We start from the raw sequence: 15,490 nt of genomic DNA, 5'->3' as shown, positions 1-15,490 counted from the left end.
TCGTTTACCGGTAAACCGTCACGGCTTCACCGCGAGCGGCGCTCGGCAGATAGTAAGCCTCCATTTCATCCGGAGGTGCTGAACATGCGTGTCTTTGTTACGGGAGCGTCGGGATTCGTCGGCTCGGCCGTCGTCGCCGAACTCTTGGCCGCCGGGCACTCGGTGCTCGGGCTCGCGCGGTCGGATGCAGCGGCGGCATCGGTTGCCGCGGCCGGTGCCGGCGTCCATCGCGGGTCGCTCGAGGATCTCGACAGCCTGACGCGCGGCGCCGACGCCGCCGACGCGGTGATCCACACGGGATTCAATCACGACTTCTCGCGCTTCGCGCAGAACTGCGAACTCGACCGCCGCGCGATCGAGACGATCGGCGCGGCGCTCGCCGGCTCGGCGCGGCCGCTGATCGTCACGTCGGGCCTCGCGCTCGTCGCGCCCGGCCGCGCGGCGACGGAGGACGATCCGCATGTGCCGGTGTCGGCGAATTATCCGCGTGCGTCCGAAGCGAGCGCGGTCGCGCTCGAAGCGCGCGGCGTGCATGCGTCGGTCGTCCGCCTGCCGCCGTCCGTGCACGGCGACGGCGATCACGCGTTCGTGCCGCGCCTGATTGCGTTCGCGCGGGAGAAAGGGGTGGCGGCGTACATCGGCGACGGCGCGAACCGCTGGCCCGCCGTGCACCGGCTCGACGCGGCGCGCGTGTACCGGCTCGCGATCGAGCGCGGCGCGGCCGGCGCGCGCTATCACGCGGTCGACGATACGGGCGTGCCGTTTCGCGAAATCGCGGAGGTGATCGGCCGCCGGCTGAACGTGCCGGTCGTCGCGAAGTCGGCGGCGGAAGCCGGTGAGCACTTCGGCTGGTTCGCGATGTTCGCGGGGATGGATGCGCCCGCAACGAGCGAGCGCACGCGGGCGTCGCTCGGTTGGGCGCCGACGCAGCCGGGGCTGCTGGCCGACATCGACCGGCCGGCATATTTCGGAAGCTGACGAGCGGCGGGCGCCGCGCATCATGCGCGGCTCGGGCCGTGACGAACACGCGTACGTCGCGGCCGCCCGCCTGCCGTGCGTCATTCGACCGGATGCAGATCCTGCAGCAGCGTCGGCACCAGCTCCGATACGGTCGGGTGGATATGCATCGCGCGGCTGATCGTCGTGTACGGCGCGCCGGCGGTCATCACGTCGAGCATCCCGTGCACGACTTCGTCGCCGGTCACGCCGAGGATCGACGCGCCGAGGATCGCGTGGCTATCCGCGTCGACGATCACCTTCATGAAGCCCTGGCTTTCGCCTTTCTCGACCGCCCGGCCGACGCGCGTCATCGGGCGCGTGCCGACCAGCAGCCGGCGGCCCGTCTGCTTCGCTTCCGCGAGCGTCATGCCGACGCGGCCGAGCGGCGGATCGATGTACATCGCGTAGGCCATGATGCGGTCGGACACCTTGCGCGGATCGTCGTCGAGCAGGTTGGCCGCGACGATCTCGTAGTCGTTGTACGCGGTGTGCGTGAACGCGCCGCGCCCGTTGCAGTCGCCGAGCGCCCAGATGCCGGGCACGTTGGTGCGCAACTGGTCGTCGACGGTGATGTAGCCGCGCGCGTCGGTGACGACGCCCGCGCGGTCGAGCCCGAGATCGTCGGTGTTCGGCACGCGCCCGACCGCGAGCAGCAGGTGCGAGCCCGCCACCTCGCGGCCGCCGCCCGCGCAGTCGAGGCCGATCACGATGCCGTCGCCGTCGCGGCGCGCGCTCAGGCAATTCGCGTCGAGCTGCACGTCGATCCCTTCTTTTTCGAGGATCTCGCGCACGGCCTGCGACACGTCTTCGTCCTCGCGGCGGATCAGGCGCGGGCCCTTCTCGACGATCGTGACCTTCGAGCCGAAGCGGCGGTACATCTGGCCGAATTCGAGCCCGACGTAGCTGCCGCCGACGATCACGAGATGGTCGGGCAGGAAGTCGACGTCCATCATCGTCGAGTTGGTCAGGTACGGCACCGAGTCGAGGCCCGGCATCGCGGGCACCTGCGCGCGTCCGCCGACGTTGATGAAGATGCGTTCGGCTTCGAGCACGTCATCGCCCACGCGCACCGCGTTCGCGCGTTCGAAGCGGGCGTGACCCTGAAAGACGGTCGTGTTGTCGAGGCCGCGCACCCATTGCTCGACGCCGTGGTTCGAGCGGCCCGAGATCTGGTCCTTGCGCGCCTTCACGGCTTTCATGTCGACGGTGACGGGGCCGCCAATCGACACGCCGTATTCGCTGGCGCGTCGGGCGAGCTGCGCGGCGTATGCGCTCGCGATCAGCGTCTTGGTGGGGATGCAGCCGGTATTTACGCAGGTGCCGCCGAAGCGGCCGCGCTCGACGATCGCGACTTTCATGCCGGCGCCTGCGAGCCGCGCGGCGAGCGGCGGCCCGGCCTGGCCGGTGCCGATGACGATCGCATCGAAGTGTTGCGTCATGACGTCCTCCTGGGCGGGGACAACGGGGAAAGGGGCAGGCGCAAGCCGCATGCCGTGCCGGCGGTCGCGCGGGCGACGAGCGCCTATGGTAGACCTGTTGGCCCGGTGTCGCGAGCGTCGGGCGGGCGACGCGCCGTATTGAAAAACGGCGCCGCCGCGGGTGGTGCGGCGTGCGGCGTCTAGTCCTTGCGCTGCCAGTGCCCGAACGACACCGGCCGGTGCGCGTCGGCGCGCGTGACGGTGACGTGGTCGGGCTGGTCGTCGAGCGGAAACGATTCGGTGACGATCCGGTTCGAAAACAGCCAGCCGTGCGTGCGCGGGTCGTAGCGGAACGTGATGTAGTCGGTCCAGTGCTGCCCGCACGCGACGGCGTTCTGCACGGTGAAATAGCGGCCCTTCACCGACAAGCCGTTGCCGGCCGCATCGTCGGGATCAAACGGGTCGCACTGGCCGCCTTCGTTCGCGCGCAGCACGACCTGGTCGTTGCGGGCGGCGAGCCGGTACGTGTGATCGGCCTGTTCCTCGTAGATCAGCAGCGGGCGCGGCGACGGCTGCTCGCGCGTGTCCACTGCGCGATGCACGACGACGAGAAAGCTGTGCCGCCCGTTGTCGAGATCGGGGCCGGCCTGCGCGGTCAGCGGCTGGTAGCCGGGCGGCAGTTGCGCGGCGATCGACTTCGGTAGGCCGTCGGCGCGGGCGTGGAGCGAGAGGGCGGCGAACAGCGGGAGCAGCAGGGCGGAAAGGCGAAGGGCGCGCATGACGGGCGGTCCGGTCGAAACGAGGAAAGGGGGATGAGTCGCGCGGCGCGTGACAGATCACGTCCGGACAACTCGCCGCCCGGCGCCGGATTTCCGGGCTCGTCGCTCGGAAAGGCGAGGCTGACGGTGCGGCTCGCGATGGACTCGCGAAAGATCGGATCGGCGACGGCGGCATCGTCGGGATAGCGGGCGGCGCGGATCTCGATCATGGGGCGGCGCGGGATCACGGGAAAGAGGGCCAGCATAGCAGCGCACAGCCGCTTTCGGCCATCCGCGAAGCGTGCCAGAATCGAGCGCTCGACCGTCGGAAACGACACGCAGGCGCCGGCGCAGCGGCGTCGCTGACCAAGGAGACTTCGATGACCGCATCGGCTGCCGTACTCGCCATCCTGGCTGCGCTGTTTCTCGGCGCGATGATCCCGGGCCCGAGCTTCGTGCTGGTTGCCCGCAATTCGATCGGGCTGTCGCGCCGCGACGGGCTCGCCACCGCACTCGGCATGGGCATCGGCGGCATCGTGTTCGGCGGCGTCGCGCTGGCCGGGCTCTACACGCTGCTGCAAGCCGTCGAATGGCTGTACGTGGGCCTCAAGGTCGCGGGCGGCGTGTACCTGATCTACATGGCGTCGAAGATCTGGCGCGGCGCCGACCGGCCGATCGCGATGGACGATCCGCAGGCGATGGCCGGCGGGAGCGCGAGCAAGTCGTTCTGGACCGGCCTCACGACCCAGCTCAGCAACCCGAAGACGGCGATCTGGTACGGCAGTATCTTCGCGGCGCTGCTCCCGCAGCATCCGCCGCTGTGGTGCTATCTCGTGCTGCCGCCGCTTGTGTTCGCGGTCGAATTCGGCTGGTACACGCTCGTCGCGCTGTGTTTCTCGACGCGCCGGCCGCGCGAGCTCTACCTGCGCGCGAAGAAGTGGGTCGACCGCATCGCGGCCGGCGCGATCACGCTGCTCGGACTGCGGCTGATCCTGAATGCGCCGAAAGCGGGGCTCTGAGCCCTTTCATTCCCGGACCGTATCGGCGCGCGCGGCGGCGGCCATGCACGTCGCCGTACCGGTGCGAACCGGCGAGTCGGCCGGTTCGCAAACGTATGACTTCCTCGTGGCGCGGCCGCTCGCCGGCTGCCGCCGATCCTGCTTCCCCACCTGGCACCGCCGCCCGCCCAGCCTTGCGCGACGGGCGTTCGCATGGGTTGACCGGCGCGTCGAACGGCGCCGCTTCCCCGATTCTGGCGGTCGACTGCCCGACGACGTGTAAACTGCTGCCTTTTTGACGGTTTGCAGCATGGTGCAAGCATCTCCGCGCCCGGCGTTGAGCGGTCCGACGCTCGTCCGGCTGCTCGCGCGCCTGGCCGATGCCGATGTCGCGGAATCCCGGCAGACGCTGTCCGACCGGCTGAGCCAGTGGCTCGGCTGGACCGACGCGATCACGCTGTCGTCCGCGCTGAATGCGAGCCCGCCGGGCGTCGCGGCCGGCGTGCGCGGCTACGACGCCGAGCGCGATTGCGCGCGCGTGCGCCACGATCTCGCGCAGGCGATCACGGCCGCCAGCCGGCCGCGGGCGCGGCGCCGGCCGGGCGATCCGCCGCCGCCGGCCGCCGACACGGCCGATTTCGCGGATTTTCGTCAACGTTATCTGACCCTGCAGCAGGACATGGAAACGGCGATCGGCCAGTTGCGCGGCCGCCTGCGCGTCGCGCTCGCCGCACGCTCGTCCGGGATGGCGCGGCTCGCGACGCTCGACACGATCATGGAGCGCGTGCTCGGCGCGCGCGAGCGCAGCCTGTTGTCGGCCGTGCCCGCGCTGCTCGGCACGCGCTTCGCGCGGCTGCGCGAAGCGGAGCGGCAGGCGCTGGCCGACGCCGAAGCCGCGGCCGGCGGCGCATCCGCTCCGGCCGATGAAGGCGCGGCGGCCGACCCCGCGGCCGTCGCGGCGATCGTGCCGGGCGCATGGCTCGATACGTTCCGCGACGAGATGCAAAGCATCCTGCTTGCCGAACTCGAAGTCCGGTTTCAAACGGTAGACGGGCTGCTCGCGGCCCTTCGCACCTGCTAATCAACACGCTATGTCCAGAATTCGCCTTGATCTCGTTGTCTTCGTCGCCGGTCTGCTCGCAGTGGGCTGGATCGGTGCCGGCTATGTCGCGTCGAACCCGCTGGCGGCGGCCGTCACGCTGCTGATCGGCGCGTGCTACGTCGCCGGCGCATGGGAGCTGCTGCGCTACCGGCAGGCGACCGCCACGCTGTCGCGTGCGGTCGCCGGCCTGACCGAGCCGCCCGCGAAGCTCGACACGTGGCTCGACATGCTGCATCCGGGCCTGCGCGGCGCTGTGCGCGCCCGCGTCGAAGGCGCGCGCGTCGCGCTGCCGGGCCCGGCGCTCGCGCCGTACCTCGTCGGCCTGCTGGTGCTGCTCGGCATGCTCGGCACGCTGCTCGGGATGGTCGTCACGCTGAAGGGCACGGGCGCCGCGCTCGAGAGCGCGACCGATCTCGACGCGATCCGCGCGTCGCTGATCGCGCCGGTGAAGGGGCTCGGGTTCGCATTCGGCACGTCGATCGCCGGCGTCGCGACGTCCGCGATGCTCGGGCTGCTGTCCGCGCTCGTGCGCCGCGAACGGATCGATGCGGCCCAGCAGCTCGACGCGAAGATCGCGACGACGCTGCGCGTGCATTCGTCCGCGCACCAGCGCGACGAATCGTTCCGGCTGCTGCAGCGCCAGGCCGACGTGATGCCGGCCCTGGTCGACCGGTTGCAGACGATGATGACGACGCTCGAGGCGCGCAGCGTCGCGTTGCACGATCGCCAGCTCGAAAGCCAGCAGGCGTTTTTCGACCGGACCGAGCGGGCGTACGCGGGCCTGGCGTCGAACGTCGGCGACGCGCTGAAGGAAAGCGCCGCCGAAAGCGCGCGCGTGGCCGGCGCCGCGTTGCAGCCGGTCGTCGCCGCGACGATGACGGGGCTCGCGCAGGAGATGGCCGCGCTGCGCGACACCGTGACGGGCGCGGTGCAGCGTCAGCTCGACGGGCTGACGGACGGCTTCGAGAAGACCACCGGCAACGTGACGGCTGTGTGGAACCGCGCGATCGACGAACAACGTCAGGCCGGCAACGCCGTCGCGCAGCAGTTGCAGACGACGCTCGGCCAGTTCACCGACACGTTCGCGCAGCGTTCGTCGGATTTGCTCGACGGCGTCGCGACGCGCCTCGAATCGACCGAAGGCCGCCTGTCGGACGCCTGGCGCGATGCGCTGGCGCGCCAGGAGCAGGTCGGCGAGACGCTGGCCGGCCAGCATGCGCGTGCGCTCGGCGAAGCGGCCGCGACGTTCGAACGCCATTCGGCCGCGACGCTCGCCGCGATGCGCGAGTCGCACGCGGGTTTGCAGACGCAACTGGCCGCACGCGATGAAGAACGTCTCGCCGCGTGGAACGATTCGCTGGCGGCGATGGCCGCGAAGCTCGGCGACGAATGGCAGCGTGCGGGCGCGCATAGTGCCGGTCGTCAACAGGAAATCTGCGATGCACTCGCTCAGACGACGCGTGATCTGGCCGCACAGGCGTCGACGTTCGAACAACGCTCGAACGATCTGCTATCGACGATCCGCGAGTCGCACACGGGCTTGCAATCGCAACTGGCGGCGCGTGACGAAGAACGCCTCGCTGCGTGGAACGATTCGCTGACCGCAATGGCCGCGAAGCTGGGCGAAGAGTGGCAGCGTGCTGGCGTGCACAGCGCCGGCCGTCAGCAGGAAATCTGCGACGCGCTTGCACAAACGACGCGCGACCTCGCCGCACAGGCGTCGACGTTCGAACAACGCTCGAACGACTTGCTGTCGACAATCCGCGAATCGCACACCGGCCTGCAATCGCAACTGGCAGCACGCGATGAAGAACGCCTGTCAGCGTGGAACGATTCGCTGGCCGCAATGGCCGCGAAGCTTGGCGAAGAATGGCAGCGTGCCGGCGTGCACAGCGCCGGCCGTCAGCGGGAAATCTGCGACGCCCTCGCTCAAACGACGCGCGACCTGGCCGCACAGGCATCGACGTTCGAACAACGCTCGAACGACTTGCTGACGACGATCCGCGAGTCGCACACGGGCCTGCAATCACAACTGGCTGCACGCGATGAAGAACGCCTGTCAGCGTGGAACGATTCGTTGGCCGCAATGGCCGCGAAGCTCGGCGAAGAATGGCAGCGTGCAGGCGTGCACAGCGCCGGCCGTCAGCAGGAAATCTGCGACGCCCTCGCTCAAACGACGCGCGACCTGGCCGCACAGGCGTCGACGTTCGAGCAACGCTCGAACGATCTGCTGACGACAATCCGCGAATCGCACACCGGCCTGCAGTCGCAACTGGCAGCACGCGACGAAGAACGTCTCGCTGCATGGAACGATTCGCTCGCCGCGATGGCGGCCGCGCTGCGCGACGAATGGGCGCAGACGAGCGCGCAGGCCGCGGCGCGCCAGCAGGACATCTGCGACACGCTCACCCGCACCGCGAACGACATCACCGCGCAGGCGCAGGTTCACGCGAGCGACACGATCAACGAAATCGCACGTCTCGTGCAGGCCGCGTCGGAGGCGCCGAAGGCCGCGGCCGACGTCGTCGCCGAGCTGCGCCAGCGCCTGTCCGACAGCATGGTGCGCGACACCGCGACGCTCGAGGAACGCAGCCGCCTGCTCGCGACGCTGGAGACGCTGCTCGGCGCGGTCAACCACGCATCGACCGAACAGCGCGCCGCGATCGACGCGCTCGTCAGCACGTCGGCCGATCTGCTCGATCGCGTCGGCGCGCGCTTCAACGACACCGTCGATGCCGAAACGCGCAAGCTCGATTCGGTGGCCGCGCAGGTCACGGCCGGCGCCGTCGAGGTGGCGAGCCTCGGCGACGCGTTCGGGATGGCCGTGCAGGTGTTCGGCGAATCGAACGACAAGCTGCTCGCGCATCTGCAGCGCATCGAGGCCGCGCTCGAGAAATCGCTCGCGCGCAGCGACGAACAGCTCGAGTACTACGTCGCGCAGGCGCGCGAGGTGATCGACCTGAGCGTGATGTCGCAAAAGCAGATCGTCGAAGACCTGCAGCAGCTCGCCGGCCGGCGGGCGCCCGTCGGAGCGTAACGCATGCACGACGAAATCGACGGCGGCGCGCAATCGGCGCCGGTATGGCCCGCGTTCGCCGACCTGATGTCGGTGCTGCTCGGCGCGTTCGTGCTGATCCTCGTCGGCGTGATCGGCATGCAGCTCCAGCTCACGTCGAAGCTCGAGGAAGCGGTGCGCGCGCGCCAGCTCGAGGCGCGGCAGCGCAAGTCGCTCGAACAGGCGCTCGCCGGGCCGCTCGCGGCCGGCCGCGTGACGCTCGTGAACGGGCGCATCGGCATCAGCGGCAACGTGCTGTTCGCGCTGAACTCCGACCAGTTGCAGCCCGCTGGCCGCGACCTGCTGAAGACGCTCGCCAGCCCGCTGGCCACGTACCTGAAGACGCGCGACGAGATCCTGATGGTCAGCGGCTTCGCGGACGACCAGCAGGTGCACGCCGGCAACCGCCTGTTCGCGGACAACTGGGAACTGTCGGCCAAGCGCGCGTTGACGGTCACGCGCGCGCTGATCGATGCCGGCGTGCCGGCCTCGTCGGTGTTCGCGGCCGCGTTCGGCTCCGAACAGCCGGTCAGCTCGAATGCGGACGATGAAGGCCGCGCGAAGAACCGCCGCGTGGAGATCGCGCCGGTGCCGCGCAAGTCGGCGTCGAACGGAGGAAAGGCCAAGTGACGGGCGACGCGACGCGGGTGCGTGCGACGCTCGATGCATGGCGCGAGCAGGGCGCCGACCGGCTCGATCCCGTGCGCTTTCATCGGATCGATGCGCTCGAACGGCGCGCCGCCGTGCTCGACGGCGCCGCGCGCGCGTTGCTCGACGCGCGGCTGGCGGCGCTGGTCGAAGGGTTCGCGGAGACCGTCGCGCGTGCGCGCGAAGCCGAAGCGACGCGCATGACCGCGGAAACTTCGCCGGGTGTGCCCGCGCGTGGCGCGCTTGCCACGCTCGTCGAAGGGCTCGCGCGCGACGCTCGGGCCGACCGGCGCGGGCTCGATCCCGAACTGGTCGACTACTTCCGCGCGACGTGGTCGAAAGTCCGCACGGAGCAGCAGTATCGACAGTCGCTCGATCAGGTGCCGCGCAACGCGGGGCCGCTCAACTCGAACAGCCTCGTGCACCGCTCGCTCGCGACGATGCGCGAACTGTCGCCGGACTATCTGCAGCAATTCCTGTCGTACGTCGATGCGCTCGCATGGCTCGAGGATCTCGCCGGCGGCGGCGCGCAGCCCGAGAAGGAAGCGCCGCGCGCGAAGGCCGCCAAACCGGCGAAGAAGTCGACGCGCGCCAAGGCGCGATAACGCCACGTCACGCCGCGCCGCGCGTGGTCGCGTGCGGATCGCCTACCGGTTCGGCGTTGGCTCGTCGATCGCCGCGCGCAGCGCGTGCAATGCATCGACCAGCGCCGATATCGCGCGTGCGTTCGACGTCGGTGCGGGGATCGAGCGTCATCGAAGGGCGTTTCGATTGGCGGGTTGAGCCCGCGCGTCGCGCGGATCCGACGGATTGTCGCATCGGCGTTCGGGCCATGTATCGCTCATCCCGGCCGCCTGCGCGAACGTGTCGAGCGCCCAGCCTTTCCCGAGCAACAGCCGCCGCGTGTGCAGCGCGCCGTGCACGTCGTCGGCAACGGTGTCGCCGAGATAGCGCAACGCGCGGCCTTCGACATCGACGAAACCATGCCGGTAGTCCTGCGCGAGCGCCGTCCACAGCCGCGCGGCGCCGACCGACTGGCGCGCGCCGCTGATCAGGCACAGGCCCGCGTCGAGCCCCCAGCGGTACAGCGTCGTCGCGAGGCCCTGGCGTTGCGCCGAGCCGCGCAGCCGTGTGTGCGGCGCGCGCAGGTAGCGGTCGGCGCGGCGCGGGATTTCGGGAAGCCGGTTGAACACCGTATAGCCGGCGAGCTGCCGGGCCGACGGATCCTCGACGTACAGGAAGTATTCGCCGTCGGCTTCGCGATGGCGCACGATCAGGCCCGAGCGGCCGAGCGCGACGCCCGGCAGCCCGTGCAGGCGATGCCCCGGCTGGTGGAGACGTTCATAAAGGGTGTCGAGTTCGTCGTCGATGTCGTGCTGGGAATGCTGTACGTCGATACGCATGGCAAAAGGCGCCCGTCCCGGGCGCATCGAGAAAGAAGTTCATGGCAACGGGGAAACGGAAATGAAAGCGGCCCCCGGGCTCGGCGAAGCGAGCCGGGGCCGCGAATCAGCTGGGGATGTGCTGGAAACCGGCGGCGATCGCGGCGAGGCCCGCGATGCAGAGTGCGAACAGGATCAGGACTTTGTGGATCACGCCTCTTTCCTCATGAACGCGCGGCGCCGAACGGGCGGCATCGCGGAGACGGTGAGCGGCGGGCACGGCCCGCGCGGCCGCCGCGCGGGGCGACGGTCGAGTGTCCGGCGACGGATCGTACGCGGACGGCCAGCACCATACGCGACGCGTCGGGAGCGGGCAATCGGACGGGTGGAGAAAAGCGACGAAAAGCGGAGAATCGCCGTGTTTCGCGACAATTGGCCGCATGGGGCGCGTTCAGACGTGCGGAGATCCACGCGCGAGCGCATCGTCGAGCGCTGGACGGCGCATGTGGAAAGTGTCGCGGCCTGTGCGACGCCCGCGCCCGCTTGGCATCCGCGCGAGGAACCGGAGCGGCATGAACCGCCGCCCCGGCCGCGCCGTCACACCGCCTGCCGCCCGCCAAACGCCTGCCTGACCCGCGCGAACAAGCCGTGTTGCGCGATCCATTCGGCATACGCGCGATAGTCGGGATCGCGCATCAGGTGGCGCTCTTCCGTTTTCGCGCGCGTGTAGTAGATCAGGTTGACGGCGACGAGCCCGGCGCAGTGCATGAGCCCGATCTGCCAGCCGAGCGGCTCGACGAACGGCACCGACACCATCCAGTACGACAGGTTCTTCGTGATGTACGCGGGATGCTTCGTGAAGCGGTACGGGCCCGACGTGATGATCCCGCGGTTGGTGAGGTTCGAGAACCGCAGCCCGAACGAAATCGTGCACAGCGCGTAGGTCAGCAGCAGCAGGATGATCACCGTGCCCCAGATCACGCGCAGCGTCGGCGCCGACAGCAGCCAGTTGTCCCAGAACATCGAGCCTTCGTAGCGGATGTAGTTGTTCGAGATCAGCGACCAGAACGGCTGATAGCAGATCAGCGCGGCGACCCAGCCGAGCGTCGTCGGCTCGACGGTGCGCACGTGGCTGTCGAGGATGCGGAACGTGCACAGGTAGCCGACGGTGCCGAACATCAGGTCCATCGTGAACGACAGGTCGTACATGAACACGAAGGTCGCGATCGTCATCGGCGCATGCATCGCGTTCGCGAGCGACGCGCTCAGGTGATCGGCGTCCTTCGACAGGTAGACGGTCATCAGCGGCAGGAAAAACGCCTTCACGCCCCAGCCGGCCAGCATCTCGCGCACCGGCTTCCAGCTCGCGGGCCGCTCGCGGCGAAACAGGAAGCGGCCCCACAGCAGGTACGCGTCGTCGGTCTCGCGCTGGTGGCGGTCCATCCACGCGAAGTAGAACGGCGCGGCGACGATCACGTACGGCGCGAGCGAGCGCAGCAGCGACCAGAACGGCAGGTAGAACGCGCCGTGGTATTCGGGCAGCAGCCAGTAGAGGAGGCCGATGCCCGCGTAGATCGACGTCAGCGCGCCGAGCCGCGTCGCGACGCGCGCGACGCTCAGCGGCCGGACGGCCTGCCGTGACAGCCCCGCGCTCGGACGCAGGTAGACGCGCGAGATGAAGAGTTCGTGCAGCGCGATCGTGCCGATGATCGCGAGGCTGGCGACGACCGCGCGTGTCGCCGCGTCGAGGGCAGGGTGGTCGCGCGTGATCCACAGCGCGAAGAGCCCGGCCGCGATGCCGAGCAGGCCGGCGCGGAACGGCGTGGCGGAACGGGGTGGGCGGTCCGGAGCGGCGACGATGCCGTCGAGCGTCGAGTTCATGATCGGATCCTCGTAGGGATGAGGGCCGGCGCCCCCGCTTGGCGGGTGACGCCGGCCGTCGACCGGGCTGTTTATGGATGCGCGCCCGGCCATTGGCCTGTCGTTCTGATACGTGATGCGTCGAGGCTTACTTCTTGGTGCCGGCGCCGAGCAGACCGCCGAGCAGGTTGGTGACCGGCGACAGCAGGTTGCCGGTGCCGCTGGCGGCGCCGCCGCTCGTGCTGCCGGTCAGGCCGGTCACCACGGAGCCGCTGCCGCCCGGCGTCGTCACGGTGCCCGTCGCGCCGCCGGGGCTGACCGTGCCGACGGCGCCGGCCGAGCCGGCCGGCGTGCCCAGCGCACCCGTGAGCGTGCCGACCGGGCCGCTCGTCAGCACCCCGCCGAGCGTGCCGGACAGGTTGCCGCTCGGCGTCGTGACGGTGCCGGTGAGGCTCGCGCCGAGCGGCGTCAGCGAGTTGACGAGGTTGGTGACCGGCGCGAGCAGGCCGCCGAGACCCGCGCCGCTCGTGCCACTCGTCCCGCTGGTGCCGCTGGTGCCTCCGGTGCCGCTCGAGCCGATGCTGCCGAGCGCACCCGTCACCGTGCCGAGCAGGCCGGTGATCGGAGCGAGCGGGCCGCCGCTGGTACCGCTGGTGCCGCCCGACCCGCTCGAACTGCTGCCGCCGCCGAGTGCGCCCGTCAGCGAACCGAGCACGCCCGTGATCGGGGCGAGCGGATTGGTGCCGCTGCTGGAACTGCCGCTGGACAGCAGGCCGCCGGCCGACGCTACCGTGTTACCGAGCTGGGACACGCTGTTCCCGGCGCTCGTGCCGACCGGGTTGCCGGTTGCGCCGCCGACCTGCGAACCGGCCAGGCCGAGGCCGCTGCCGAGCGTGTTCAGCAGGCCGCTGAGCGGGGCGCCGAGCAACGTGGCGTTGCCGAGCGTTTGCGTGACGCCCGGCGTCGTGACGCCGCCGGTCAGCGTGTTCGTGATCGGGTTGATCACGCTGCCGAGTTGCGTCTCGATTTGCTGCACCGGCGCGCTGTTCAGCGCCGTGTTAAGCGCCGATGCGGTCGAGTTGACCGCGGTGCCGACCGTGTTGACGAGACTGCCGACCAGCGTCGTCGCCGGCGCGAGCGGCGACAGCGGACCGGTGCCGAGGCTCGTCACGGCATTGCCGAGGCTGTTGACCGCACCGCCGGCGCCGGTCAGCAGGCCGGTGGTCGACGTGATCGTCGGGCCGAGCGGGTTCGGCGACACGCCGATCGAGCCCAGGCCGGCTGCGACGCCGTTGCCGAGCGATTGCACGCCGTTGCCGAGGCTGCTGACTGCATTGCCGACGCTGGTGGCCGTCGTCGGGTTCGTGCCGGGGATCTGCACGCCGCCGATCTGGGTGCCGCCGTTCACGACCGTCGTGCCGAGCGCCGTCACGAGGTTGCCGGATTTCTGGAGGACGTTGCCGAGCGGGGTGACGCTGGTGCCGGAGGTGCCGGAGGTACCCGAGGTGCCGGAAGTACCCGAGGTGCCGGAGGTGCCTGACGTGCCGGAAGTACCCGACGTGCCGGAAGTACCCGACGTGCCGGAAGTGCCCGAAGTGCCCGACGTGCCGGAAGTACCCGACGTGCCGGAAGTACCCGAGGTGCCGGACGTGCCGGAAGTACCCGAGGTACCGGAAGTACCCGAAGTGCCGGACGTGCCGGAAGTGCCCGAGGTGCCGGAAGTACCCGAGGTGCCGGAAGTACCCGAGGTGCCGGAAGTACCCGAAGTGCCGGACGTGCCGGAAGTGCCCGAGGTGCCGGAAGTGCCCGAGGTGCCGGAAGTACCCGAGGTGCCGGAAGTACCCGAAGTGCCGGAAGTACCCGACGTGCCGGAAGTGCCCGACGTGCCGGAAGTGCCCGACGTGCCGGAAGTGCCCGAGGTGCCGGAAGTACCCGAGGTGCCCGAGGTGCCCGAGGTACCGGAAGTACCCGAAGTGCCGGAAGTACCCGAGGTGCCGGAAGTGCCCGAGGTGCCGGAAGTGCCCGACGTGCCGGAAGTGCCCGACGTGCCGGAAGTGCCCGACGTGCCGGAAGTGCCCGACGTGCCAGAAGTACCGGAAGTACCGGAAGTACCGGAAGTACCGGAAGTACCGGAAGTACCGGAAGTACCGGAAGTACCGGAAGTACCGGAAGTACCGGAAGTACCGGAAGTACCGGAAGTACCGGAAGTACCGGAAGTACCGGAAGTACCGGAAGTACCGGAAGTACCGGAAGTACCGGAAGTGCCCGACGTGCCGGAGGTGCCCGAGGTACCGGAAGTACCCGAAGTACCCGAACTCCCGCCGCCCGATGTCCCCGACGAGCCGCCGCCCGACGTACCCGAAGTCCCCGAACTGCCGCTCGTCCCGGACGTGCTCGGCTTGATCGTCGGCGGGGTCGTCGGTCCGTCGACCGAACCGCAGCCGTACAGCGCGAGCAGCGACGAGACGGCCATCGTTACCGTCGTCTTCTTGAAGAGAGTGTGCATGTTGGCCTCGACATTGGAAGTGTGTCCCAGGCCTTCACTGCAAATTCCGCGCCATGACAGGTTTCGCGAAACGGTGTCGCGATTTATTGCGGAAACCGCGAATATCGACGCGATTTAAACGGAGGAATGGCGGTTTCGCGCGACAGGCGCGTGCGGTGCGCGCACGCCGCGGCTGCGATGTTCCCGTCAGGCGCCGTAACGCGCGCCCGGATGTTACGTAGCGTTCGGCCGCCCGTTACGCGACCGGCCGCGAACCGAGCGCCGCATCTTTGACGAAACGCGCGGCTCGCCCGAACATGGCTCGACATCTTCCGGCCGCCGGCGACGCCGAAGCGGTCCCGACTCCAACCAGGGCATCGACATGAGCGAACAGGACAGGGAATACGGCAAGGCGCGGCGCATCGACGTGATGGGCGAGGCGTTCGTCGAGCGCGCGATGCGCGATCTCGACGGATTTTCGCGCCCGTTGCAGGACTGGCTGAACGAGCATGCGTGGGGCAGCACGTGGCAGCGGGGCGGGATCGACCTGAAGACGCGCAGCCTGTGCACGTGCGCGATGCTGGCGGCGCTCGGCCGCGGCACGGAGCTGAAGGGCCATGTTCGCGGCGCGCTCAACAACGGCGCGAGCCTCGTCGAGATCCGCGAGGTATTGCTGCACAGCGCGTTGTACGCAGGGGCGCCTGCCGCGGTCGAGGCGTTTCGCAACGCGCGCGAGGTGATCGCCGATCTCGGGCTGTCGATACCCGACGACGGAGCCTGAACCC

Annotated in this window: 13 protein-coding genes; 7 read left to right on the top strand and 6 right to left on the bottom strand. The window is 69.7% G+C overall.

Translation table 11 applies throughout. From position 1 onward, the window contains the following. The first annotated feature begins 84 nt into the window (after positions 1–84). Positions 85–978 carry an SDR family oxidoreductase gene (locus WS64_RS23820; RefSeq protein ID WP_060968568.1) on the top strand — a complete coding sequence of 298 codons (894 nt, stop codon included), beginning with the start codon at positions 85–87 and terminating at the stop codon, positions 976–978. Positions 979–1,058: 80 nt separating this feature from the next. On the opposite strand, the gene WS64_RS23815 is transcribed toward WS64_RS23820, so the two are convergent. After that, on the bottom strand, positions 1,059–2,438 hold the full coding sequence (locus tag WS64_RS23815; protein WP_060967894.1) for an FAD-containing oxidoreductase: 1,380 nt from the start codon (positions 2,436–2,438) through the stop codon (positions 1,059–1,061). Between the two features lie 179 nt (positions 2,439–2,617). Then, a complete protein-coding gene (locus WS64_RS23810; protein WP_060967893.1) occupies positions 2,618–3,196 on the bottom strand; it encodes a hypothetical protein in 579 nt (192 codons plus the stop codon). Between the two features lie 359 nt (positions 3,197–3,555). On the opposite strand from WS64_RS23810, the gene WS64_RS23805 reads away from it, so the two are divergent. The 5 genes from WS64_RS23805 to WS64_RS23785 all read left to right on the top strand — a co-directional run bounded on the left by WS64_RS23805 (position 3,556) and on the right by WS64_RS23785 (position 9,583). Further along, the gene (locus tag WS64_RS23805) at positions 3,556–4,194 is read left to right on the top strand and encodes a LysE family translocator (RefSeq protein WP_060967892.1); all 639 of its coding nucleotides are present in this window, start codon (positions 3,556–3,558) and stop codon (positions 4,192–4,194) included. A gap of 289 nt (positions 4,195–4,483) precedes the next feature. Next, positions 4,484–5,254, top strand: coding sequence for a DUF3348 domain-containing protein (locus WS64_RS23800; protein ID WP_059640254.1), 771 nt, complete (start codon positions 4,484–4,486; stop codon positions 5,252–5,254). Between the two features lie 10 nt (positions 5,255–5,264). Then, entirely contained in the window at positions 5,265–8,312 is a 3,048-nt protein-coding gene (locus WS64_RS23795) for a DUF802 domain-containing protein (protein ID WP_060967891.1), read from the top strand. A 3-nt stretch (positions 8,313–8,315) separates the two neighbouring features. After that, on the top strand, positions 8,316–8,960 hold the full coding sequence (locus WS64_RS23790; RefSeq protein ID WP_059640250.1) for an OmpA family protein: 645 nt from the start codon (positions 8,316–8,318) through the stop codon (positions 8,958–8,960). Then, positions 8,957–9,583, top strand: coding sequence for a DUF2894 domain-containing protein (locus tag WS64_RS23785; RefSeq protein WP_060967890.1), 627 nt, complete (start codon positions 8,957–8,959; stop codon positions 9,581–9,583). The genes WS64_RS23790 and WS64_RS23785 overlap by 4 nt, the downstream gene beginning before the upstream one ends. 7 nt (positions 9,584–9,590) lie before the next feature. On the opposite strand, the gene WS64_RS34535 is transcribed toward WS64_RS23785, so the two are convergent. The 4 genes from WS64_RS34535 to WS64_RS35110 form a co-directional block, all read right to left on the bottom strand. Next, positions 9,591–9,734, bottom strand: a complete 144-nt coding sequence (locus WS64_RS34535; RefSeq protein WP_155720468.1) for a hypothetical protein — start codon at positions 9,732–9,734, stop codon at positions 9,591–9,593. Continuing rightward, complete coding sequence (locus tag WS64_RS23780) at positions 9,731–10,381, bottom strand: histone acetyltransferase (RefSeq protein WP_226094133.1); 651 nt, start codon at positions 10,379–10,381, stop codon at positions 9,731–9,733. The genes WS64_RS34535 and WS64_RS23780 overlap by 4 nt, the downstream gene beginning before the upstream one ends. A gap of 576 nt (positions 10,382–10,957) precedes the next feature. Beyond that, positions 10,958–12,241 carry an isoprenylcysteine carboxylmethyltransferase family protein gene (locus tag WS64_RS23775; RefSeq protein ID WP_059640246.1) on the bottom strand — a complete coding sequence of 428 codons (1,284 nt, stop codon included), beginning with the start codon at positions 12,239–12,241 and terminating at the stop codon, positions 10,958–10,960. A 127-nt stretch (positions 12,242–12,368) separates the two neighbouring features. Then, entirely contained in the window at positions 12,369–14,726 is a 2,358-nt protein-coding gene (locus tag WS64_RS35110; RefSeq protein WP_081103912.1) for a collagen-like triple helix repeat-containing protein, read from the bottom strand. A 361-nt stretch (positions 14,727–15,087) separates the two neighbouring features. Between WS64_RS35110 and WS64_RS23760 the strand changes: the two genes are divergently transcribed. Beyond that, on the top strand, positions 15,088–15,486 hold the full coding sequence (locus WS64_RS23760; protein ID WP_059580213.1) for a carboxymuconolactone decarboxylase family protein: 399 nt from the start codon (positions 15,088–15,090) through the stop codon (positions 15,484–15,486). The last annotated feature ends 4 nt before the right edge of the window (positions 15,487–15,490 follow it).

It is taken from the genome of Burkholderia anthina (assembly GCF_001547525.1).
Lineage (GTDB): Bacteria > Pseudomonadota > Gammaproteobacteria > Burkholderiales > Burkholderiaceae > Burkholderia > Burkholderia semiarida.
The sequence above is the reverse complement of the archived record's forward strand: the minus strand, read 5'-3'. Positions and strand labels throughout refer to the sequence as shown.